Annotated in this window: 8 protein-coding genes; 3 read left to right on the top strand and 5 right to left on the bottom strand. The window is 56.5% G+C overall.

All coding sequences use genetic code 11. From position 1 onward, the window contains the following. The 5 genes from Q363_RS47115 to Q363_RS29220 all read right to left on the bottom strand — a co-directional run. Positions 1-169, bottom strand: a 169-nt coding sequence (locus Q363_RS47115) for a transposase (RefSeq protein ID WP_425387805.1), incomplete at its 3' end; no start/stop codon positions are given. Between the two features lie 342 nt (positions 170-511). Continuing rightward, entirely contained in the window at positions 512-1,099 is a 588-nt protein-coding gene (locus Q363_RS29235; protein WP_245632547.1) for a class I SAM-dependent methyltransferase, read from the bottom strand. Positions 1,100-1,691: 592 nt separating this feature from the next. Then, positions 1,692-3,008, bottom strand: coding sequence for an MFS transporter (locus Q363_RS29230; protein ID WP_035357753.1), 1,317 nt, complete (start codon positions 3,006-3,008; stop codon positions 1,692-1,694). Positions 3,009-3,017: 9 nt separating this feature from the next. Next, positions 3,018-3,761 (bottom strand): MBL fold metallo-hydrolase, encoded by a 744-nt coding sequence (locus tag Q363_RS29225; RefSeq protein ID WP_035357752.1) that lies wholly within the window; start codon positions 3,759-3,761, stop codon positions 3,018-3,020. 15 nt (positions 3,762-3,776) lie between these two features. Further along, positions 3,777-4,484, bottom strand: a complete 708-nt coding sequence (locus Q363_RS29220; RefSeq protein ID WP_035357751.1) for an ArsR/SmtB family transcription factor — start codon at positions 4,482-4,484, stop codon at positions 3,777-3,779. Between the two features lie 587 nt (positions 4,485-5,071). Between Q363_RS29220 and Q363_RS29215 the strand changes: the two genes are divergently transcribed. The 3 genes from Q363_RS29215 to Q363_RS29205 all read left to right on the top strand — a co-directional run bounded on the left by Q363_RS29215 (position 5,072) and on the right by Q363_RS29205 (position 7,151). Further along, complete coding sequence (locus Q363_RS29215) at positions 5,072-5,254, top strand: hypothetical protein (protein ID WP_035357750.1); 183 nt, start codon at positions 5,072-5,074, stop codon at positions 5,252-5,254. A 98-nt stretch (positions 5,255-5,352) separates the two neighbouring features. Continuing rightward, positions 5,353-6,513 (top strand): sensor histidine kinase, encoded by a 1,161-nt coding sequence (locus Q363_RS37020; protein ID WP_084080892.1) that lies wholly within the window; start codon positions 5,353-5,355, stop codon positions 6,511-6,513. Beyond that, positions 6,477-7,151: a response regulator gene (locus Q363_RS29205; protein ID WP_211256418.1), complete on the top strand. Its 675-nt coding sequence runs from the start codon at positions 6,477-6,479 to the stop codon at positions 7,149-7,151. Before Q363_RS37020 ends, Q363_RS29205 begins: the two co-directional genes overlap by 37 nt. Positions 7,152-7,461: the final 310 nt, after the last annotated feature.

Raw genomic sequence — 7,461 nt, 5'->3', positions numbered from 1 at the left:
ATACACGCTGCGCCAGCAACTCGCGCAACGAATGTTCGATCTTCCCAGCTTGCCGCTTGTCTTCCAGGCACCCGGCCAAGCCGCCGATCAAGCCGTAGCCTCGCTCGGCCGCCTTCAACAGGATGGCGCCGCCATCGGAACTGCCCTGCCGCTGATCGAACTGCGCCACGACCGGCTTGGAAAAAATCTCAGGGAATAACAAACACTCTGTCGTGCTATTGTCTGACACGCATAGGCCTCTTTGGCTTATTTAAACACTGTCTTGACAACATGTCCGGAGCTTTCGCTTCTTCAACCTTCAAGAATTATTCGGGTTAGACGGGTTCTTCCTTCGTTCTGCCGAAGGGACTGGAGGCTTGAGTTCACCCATCGGTGCCCCGGGTGGTTGCGGCGTAGATGACGCATGACGAGGTCACCACCTGTCGGCACATAACGCTTGATAACCAATGCACCCAATCGTTCGTAGAAGCGTTCAGACTCAAAGGGCTTCGGCCACCAGAAGTCGAAGAGGTTAAATCGCAGCATCTGTCCCAGTCGTCTCCGCCAATCCCTGGTAGGTGTAGGTCATCAGACGTGGTCCAGGAAGGTAGCAGGTCTTGAGCTCAGTTATCCGAAAGCCCGCGGCCACAATGAGATCGTCAATTTTGCGATTAAGGTGGCAGCCGCCTCCGATAGGCTTCCAAAGCGGCGTGATCCGCTCCTGCCAGGCAGCCACTCCAGGATCGGGAGCCCGGCCATGCTCCAGAAAGATGAGGCGCCCGTTTGCTTTTAGAACGCGCTTTATCTCTTGCAGCGCCTTCGGAGCGTTTGGAATGGAACACAATGTCCACGTCATAACAACGGTGTCGAAACTCGCATCGGAGAGTGGCAGTTGTTCATCTGCAGATTGGGACAGAAACTCGACCTCAATCGGCTCAGCCATAGCCCTCTTGCGCGCCATTCGCTGAAGTTCAAGAGAGGGGTCCACACCATACACCCGGTGAACATCTGACGAATAGAACGGCAAGTTCAGGCCCGAGCCAATGCCTATTTCCAGCACCTCGCCGCGAGCGAGGGGAATCCAGGCGGCACGCAGGCGAGTCGTTTCCTCGTTCCTCATCGCAAGATCAATGACGCGAGGTAATACATACTTTGCATAAAAACCCACGGCATCATCTCCGTCCGGTTTCGACAGCAAACGATCTCATGACAAATTGTCAGACGCCGCTACTAAGCCGGTCTATCGCCAATTCCGTGTGAAAACCCAATGAGTTTGTACGTCCATACCGACCAACGGATCTTCATTGATGAAGTCATTATCAATGATAAGATTTTTTCGAGCTGCCAAGCGTGTGATTCCCTGACGGTAGCATGCAGCCCGCCGGGCCGCGGTGAAAAGGACTTTTGGTCGAACCCCGGGGCCGAAATGAACGAAGCACCTGCCAAACTCACTGCAGATATGAAGCGTGTTGTCGCGGAACAGCGCCTAGCCTTTGTGGCGACTGTTTGCCCTGATGGGACGCCCAATCTTTCACCAAAGGGCACCATCGCAAGTTTGGGACGACGGTCACCTCGTCTTCGCCGATATTCGCTCTCCTGAAACGATCTCTAGGTCCCAACAGACTTCTACTATTCGCACATGCCCCAAAGACAATAACCCTGAAATGGGAGAGTAGGTTGACAACCATCGCGACGCTTCTTGAGTTCGCAGGTTAAAGGCGGGCGGCTGAACTCGGAACGATGTCAAGCGGCTTTGCCCTTTGCCTCACATCCGTCTCACGCATCCTGAATGCGACCTGCAGACCCGAAAGAAACGTCAGGATCGCGATGGCTTCGATTGCCACCCGCATCCCGAGCAAATCGGCGATAACCCCAGAGATGAGCGCCCCCAGAGCGTAGCCCAGATCACGCCAGAAACGATATGCTCCCATCGCTGTGGCGCGCCACTCGGGATGCGCCACGTCGCTGATGGCCGCCAGCAGCGTGGGATAGACCATCGCCGTCCCAATCCCCTGCAACAATGCACCGATGACCCACGATGTGTAGACGGGGACCTGGACCGTGAGCCAGATTCCACCGGCCTGCACGATCATCCCGCCAGCGATAAGCCACTTGCGTCCCCAACGGTCGCTCAACGGACCGGTGAGTAGCTGCAGAATGCCCCAGGCGGCCGGATACACCGCTTTTATGGTGCCAATCGCCCCAACGCCCAATCCGAAGCTGGCAAAAAACAGTGGGTAAATACCCCACGACATGCCGTCGTTGAGGTTGTTCACCAGTCCCGCCTGGCTGCAGGAGAACAAGTTTCGATCCCTCCACGATGCAAGTGCGAAAATGTCGCGCATCGATTGGGACTTATTAGCTCTCATTTCCGCCGCTGTACCGGTAGTAACTGGATTGTGGTGAAGCTTCGCCTCCAGTATTGCGTAAGGCCGCGTCTCTTTCGTGAATAAAAATGAGAGCAGCAAACCGGCAAACACTACGCCGATGCCCAGGTAAAACGGCTGCGGGCGAAGCGCATAAACAGACGCAATGTAGCCTGTAATCCAGGCGGTGAAACCCACCGCAATGTAGCCGGCAAACTCGTTCAGCCCCAACGCTAGTCCACGCCGCTTGGGGCCGGCTAAATCTACCTTCATGATCACAGTCATGGACCAGCATAGGGCCTGATTGATCCCGAGAAGGACGTTAGCCACATTGAACCAGTACCAGTGATGAGCGAAGATGATGATGAAGGGAACGGGAAGACCGATGAGCCAGCCTGCTACAAGCACTTTCTTGCGCCCAATCGTTTCCGAGACCCGCGCCGCAAACAGATTGCATATGGCCTTGGTCACGCCGAAGCTGACGATGAACGAAACAATTGCGGTCTTCGATACCAGGCCGAACTCTCTCTCGCCGATCAGCGGCACGACCGTGCGCTCCAGGCCGACCATCATGCCCACAAATACATTGATCAGCACGAGGAGGGAAAACTGGCCTAGGTTCTCGCGAAGTCCTAGACGAATGCGGCCAGTATTCGCGTCCATAGCAAACACCTAGTTACGGCCAGGTTCAAGACCGAGGTTAATCGCGCGAATCCTGGCAGCCTCGGGCGGCGGTGAAGGTATGTTCTGCAGCATGTGCCTTACGAATTCCTCTTCGTCCTCGATCTGAAGCGCCCGGTTGAAGCGGCGCTCAAAGCCAATCGTTGAGGTTGGTTTGCCGCTCAATGAGCGGCCGCACACTGATCCGGAAAATGCTCCCGGCAGTACTTCGACGTAGTCGGGAAGTGTCTTGAGCTTCTGTACACTCCTGAAAAGAGACCGCGCGCCTTGTTCGGCGCTGGAGGCCAGCTCCGTCCGGCCAACGTCACCGACCATCAGCGTGTGCCCGCTCAGCAGGAACCACGGCTCGGGCCCACGGGTCTTATCCGTGACTACCAGAACTATATGTTCGGGGGTATGCCCTGGTGTGTGCAGCACACGGATTTGCACATTGCCCACTTCCAGTTCATCGTGATCGGAAACGGCGTGAAACTGAAATTGCGCGCCCGCACTGGCGTGCAACACGTAATCCGCCCCGGTGACTTCCGCCAGCTTCCGTCCGCGTGAAACATGATCGGCATGAACATGGGTATCGATCACGTAGCGGATCTTCATCCCTGTCTCCTGCGAGATTCGAACGTACGGTTCAATGTCTTCGACCGGGTCGCACACGGCGGCCATGCCTTTTCCCCCGCAGCCGAAAACATAAGAAGCCGCCACGACTGGTTGGCTTTGCAGGATTTGACGCAGAATCATCGACAACACCTCCAATCAATGGTGGCGCATGGAGCGGCTGCGGACTTGCTCTTCACCAGTGGCAACCGGCAAACCATGGGCGAGCCAATCCTGGACGCTGTCTTCCAAGCGCGTAGCGCGAAAGCCGTGCGAGCGCAGTAACTCAACGGCTTCCTTCGCTAGCACACAGAACGGCCCGCGGCAGTAAGCGACGATTTCCTTATTGCGCGGCAACTCTGACAACCGCTGCTTTAGCTGCTCCAGTGGCATGGGCATGGCGTTCGCGATGTGAGCCGTTAGGAACTCGGTGGCGGGACGGACGTCGATGACTATGGCTTTCCTCTGCTGCACCCGCTGCAAGAGCGTGTCTCGATCAACCGTATCCAAGGCACCGTTTTCGCTGAAGAAGCGTCGTCGGATCTGCTCAATTTCGGCCAGCCGATTTTCGGCGAGGAGACGGAAGGAGCGAAAGAAGTCGCCGACCAAGATATCTGCCATGCGATATACGACATAGCGGCCGTTCTTGCTCGCCTCGACCAACCGCGCTGCCTGCAATAGTTGCAGGTGCTGAGAAGTGTTGGCCACCGACATTCTGGTTTCGGCAGCTAATGCCTCCACCGTCCGCTCGGCCTGGCACAGCAGGTCGAGCAACTCCAGTCTCTTGGGACTGGCAAGCGCCTTCCCAATACGCCCCAGTTGGCTGTAGGCGGCATCCTTGAATTCCTGCTTGGTTAGCTGTCCCATATATTCAATCAAACAATTGAATGAAATAGTATTAGTGGATGGCGTTGCGGTTGTCAACCGACATACGAGCGCACGGCTCGAAACGGTTGGCATTGCTCCTGGATACGGGCAACCCGCACCTTACCCGTCGTTGGCCGTTCGGCGTGTAACGGAAGGGTTGCCGACGATACGGGAGGGGCCAAATACTGATAATCCGAAAATGAGACTCCGTCCCATTCCAAAACAAGGAGCTGCGCGATAGGCCCGATATCGTGACTTCCTGCACTGGCACTCGTTCTCAACCACAACCTAAGGTTTCTTTGAGTTCTTAAGGAGGAACTATGGAAAGGAATCGGTTGAAGTTGTGGAGTGCACTTTTGAGTGTTTACTTTGGGACAGCTTGTGTGTGCTTTGGGGCAGTTTGTTATTCCCAATCGGCAGCACCGCATCTGGGTCGTTCCAACATGCCTGCTGCGCTCAACGGCACAGCAGGTTCTGTTACCGGGTACGTAAGAGACATTGCCTGCCCGCTTCGAAACCATAGCAAAGAATCGGCGCATCCTTCGGATGACAGCTGCGTCAAGGCATGTGCCAGGGCCGGGGCGCCTTTGGGCATCATTACCTCGGACGGGATGATCTACAACGTCATCTCGCACACTATGCCTGAGACGGATGAGCGTTCGCTCCTGCTCCCCTATGCCGCAAAGACCGTGAAGGCTACGGGCCGGGTGTTCGAGTACAACGGAGCGCGCGCCATCGCTATCGATAAGATCGAAGTCGTCTCCCAATAGCATTCAAACAGAGCGCATGAGTCGCTATTCCGGCTTATGCGCTTTTTCATGACTTCCGGCACATACGCTTTGCCTGCGAAACTGCGATAATTCCGGCCATGCAGAGGGCAGTATCATCCGCCGCCCGATACCACGTCGCCCTTCGCGCGACGGGCTTGTTTATGTGGGTGTTCCTTTCGCTGCCTGTCTTCAGCAGCTCCACCCGGAAAGGAGAGGCTCTTTCCGGTTCTCAGTGGATTGCCTGGTTGGCGCTCTTCTTTCTATTTGCCCCGGCATTCTGGATCAGCTCCAGTCCAAAGCCTCGTGAACAGTGGGTGAGGATCTCTGCTCTCGCCGTGCAGACAGGGTGCGTGCTGGGAATGACGGCGATTTATCAGGGGTACCTCATCGGGTGCCTGCTGGTCATCATCTCCTGGCAGGTGGCGCTGATTTGTCCGGTGAGCACGGCGATTCTCTGGGCTGTAGCCGCTTCCGGACTCTGGATCTTCTATCAGGAGCCGCACTACCACCTGGGCTGGCGCTGGAGCGCGACCGGAGCGTTTCTTGGATTCCAGGCCTTCGCCATTGTTACGGCAGCCATTGCCAGAAGCGAGGCCGCTGGACGAGAGGAGCAGGCCCGGGTGAATGCGGAGCTGGTCTCCACCCGTGAACTGTTGCGCGAGAGCAGCAAGGCGGGCGAGCGCATTCGCATCGCGAGAGAGTTCCACGATGTCGTTGGACATAACCTGACCGCGCTGTGCCTGCATCTGGAAGCTGCCGCACACCACCCTCCCGATCAAGCGCAGGCGATTCAGCAAAAAGCGCTCTCCGTTGCCAGACATTTGCTTGAAGACGTGCGGGAGGTTGTCACGGGACTCTATGAGAGGGATTGCATCGATTTGCGCAGCGCCTTTGAGATGCTGCAGCAGAACGTGCCGAGAATCGCGTTGCACTTAGAGCTTCCGGACGATTTAGCGATTACCGACTCCGCACGAGCGCATGCGACGTTGCGCTGCGTCCAGGAGATAACAACAAACACTCTGAAGCATTCCGATGCAAAGAATCTTTGGGTACGCATCTACGCGCAGGATGGAGCCATTGAGATTGAAGCGCATGACGATGGCTCGAAAGCCCGACAAACCGAGCCTGGACTAGGGATCGCCGGGATGCGGAATCGTCTGGAGCAGCTCGGTGGTGGCCTGGCAATTGATACTGGCCAACAGAGCGGGTTTCATCTGAAGGCATGGCTCCCTCTCAGCGATGGCATGGAGTTGCGGTGATCCGGGTGCTGATTGTCGAAGACCAGACACTGGTGTGCGAGGGTCTCGAGATGCTGCTGAGCGTGGTGGAAGACATCCGCGTTGCAGGACGGGCTGCAGACGGAGTCGAAGCTCTGCGTTCTATGCAGGAAGAGGCGCCCAATCTGGTTCTGCTGGATGTTCGCATGCCGAAGATGAACGGCATCGAAGTCCTTCGCGAGATGAAAGCGCAAGCACTCATGATCCCGGTCATTCTGCTGACCACGTTTGATGATGATGCGGCGCTGCTCGAAGGAATCCGGCTCGGCGCAAAGGGTTATCTGCTGAAGGATGTCTCCCTGGCAAAGCTCACAGAAGCGATCCGGCTCGTAGCGGCAGGGCGGAGCATGATCAGCCCCGTCGTCACGGAACGGCTGCTTCATGGATTACAAGACGCTCCTCTGCCGCCCGACAGTGGATATGAGAGCGAGGCCCTGACGGGCCGCGAAGCTGAAATCATTCGCCTGATGACTGGCGGGTACAGCAATCGCGAAATCGCTGGCGCTCTTTATCTCTCTGAGGGGACGGTCAAAAACCACGTCTCCAATATCCTCTCCAAACTGGGTGTCCGGGATCGCACCCGGGCGGTCCTCAAGGCAATCGAAAAAGGAATTGTCTAAAAATCTCGCGAATTGTGCCGAGACTAAAGCACGCTCCGTGCCCCTGCTGGAACCTGGACATGGACATCGGCATCGGTGATGCGTCCATTCCAGTGGATGAGCCGGTATTGAATGAGCGACACGGAGCGGGTGCGCGTCTGCTGAACTTAAGTCGGCATAGACGAAGTTACCTGAGAGGCCGTCCGCAATATTCCGGATTGCTCCCGAATGACGGGCATCCATGTAAGTCTTTGTCAAGAGAAAAGCACGAAATCTTCTGGGCGCGCTCGGGAGAGCGCGCTTTCGTCTGATCAGAATCCGTGGTTACGCA

Origin of the sequence: Edaphobacter aggregans DSM 19364, assembly GCF_000745965.1 — a bacterium.
Lineage (GTDB): Bacteria > Acidobacteriota > Terriglobia > Terriglobales > Acidobacteriaceae > Edaphobacter > Edaphobacter aggregans.
This window is presented reverse-complemented; position numbering and strand designations above follow the sequence as displayed.

Coding starts and splice junctions, on each gene's coding strand:
- Q363_RS29235 (WP_245632547.1), bottom strand. CDS start 1,099: ATGAGGAACGAGGAAACGACTCGCCTGCGTGCCGCCTGGATTCCCCTC.
- Q363_RS29230 (WP_035357753.1), bottom strand. CDS start 3,008: ATGGACGCGAATACTGGCCGCATTCGTCTAGGACTTCGCGAGAACCTA.
- Q363_RS29225 (WP_035357752.1), bottom strand. CDS start 3,761: ATGATTCTGCGTCAAATCCTGCAAAGCCAACCAGTCGTGGCGGCTTCT.
- Q363_RS29220 (WP_035357751.1), bottom strand. CDS start 4,484: ATGGGACAGCTAACCAAGCAGGAATTCAAGGATGCCGCCTACAGCCAA.
- Q363_RS37020 (WP_084080892.1), top strand. CDS start 5,353: ATGCAGAGGGCAGTATCATCCGCCGCCCGATACCACGTCGCCCTTCGC.
- Q363_RS29205 (WP_211256418.1), top strand. CDS start 6,477: ATGGCTCCCTCTCAGCGATGGCATGGAGTTGCGGTGATCCGGGTGCTG.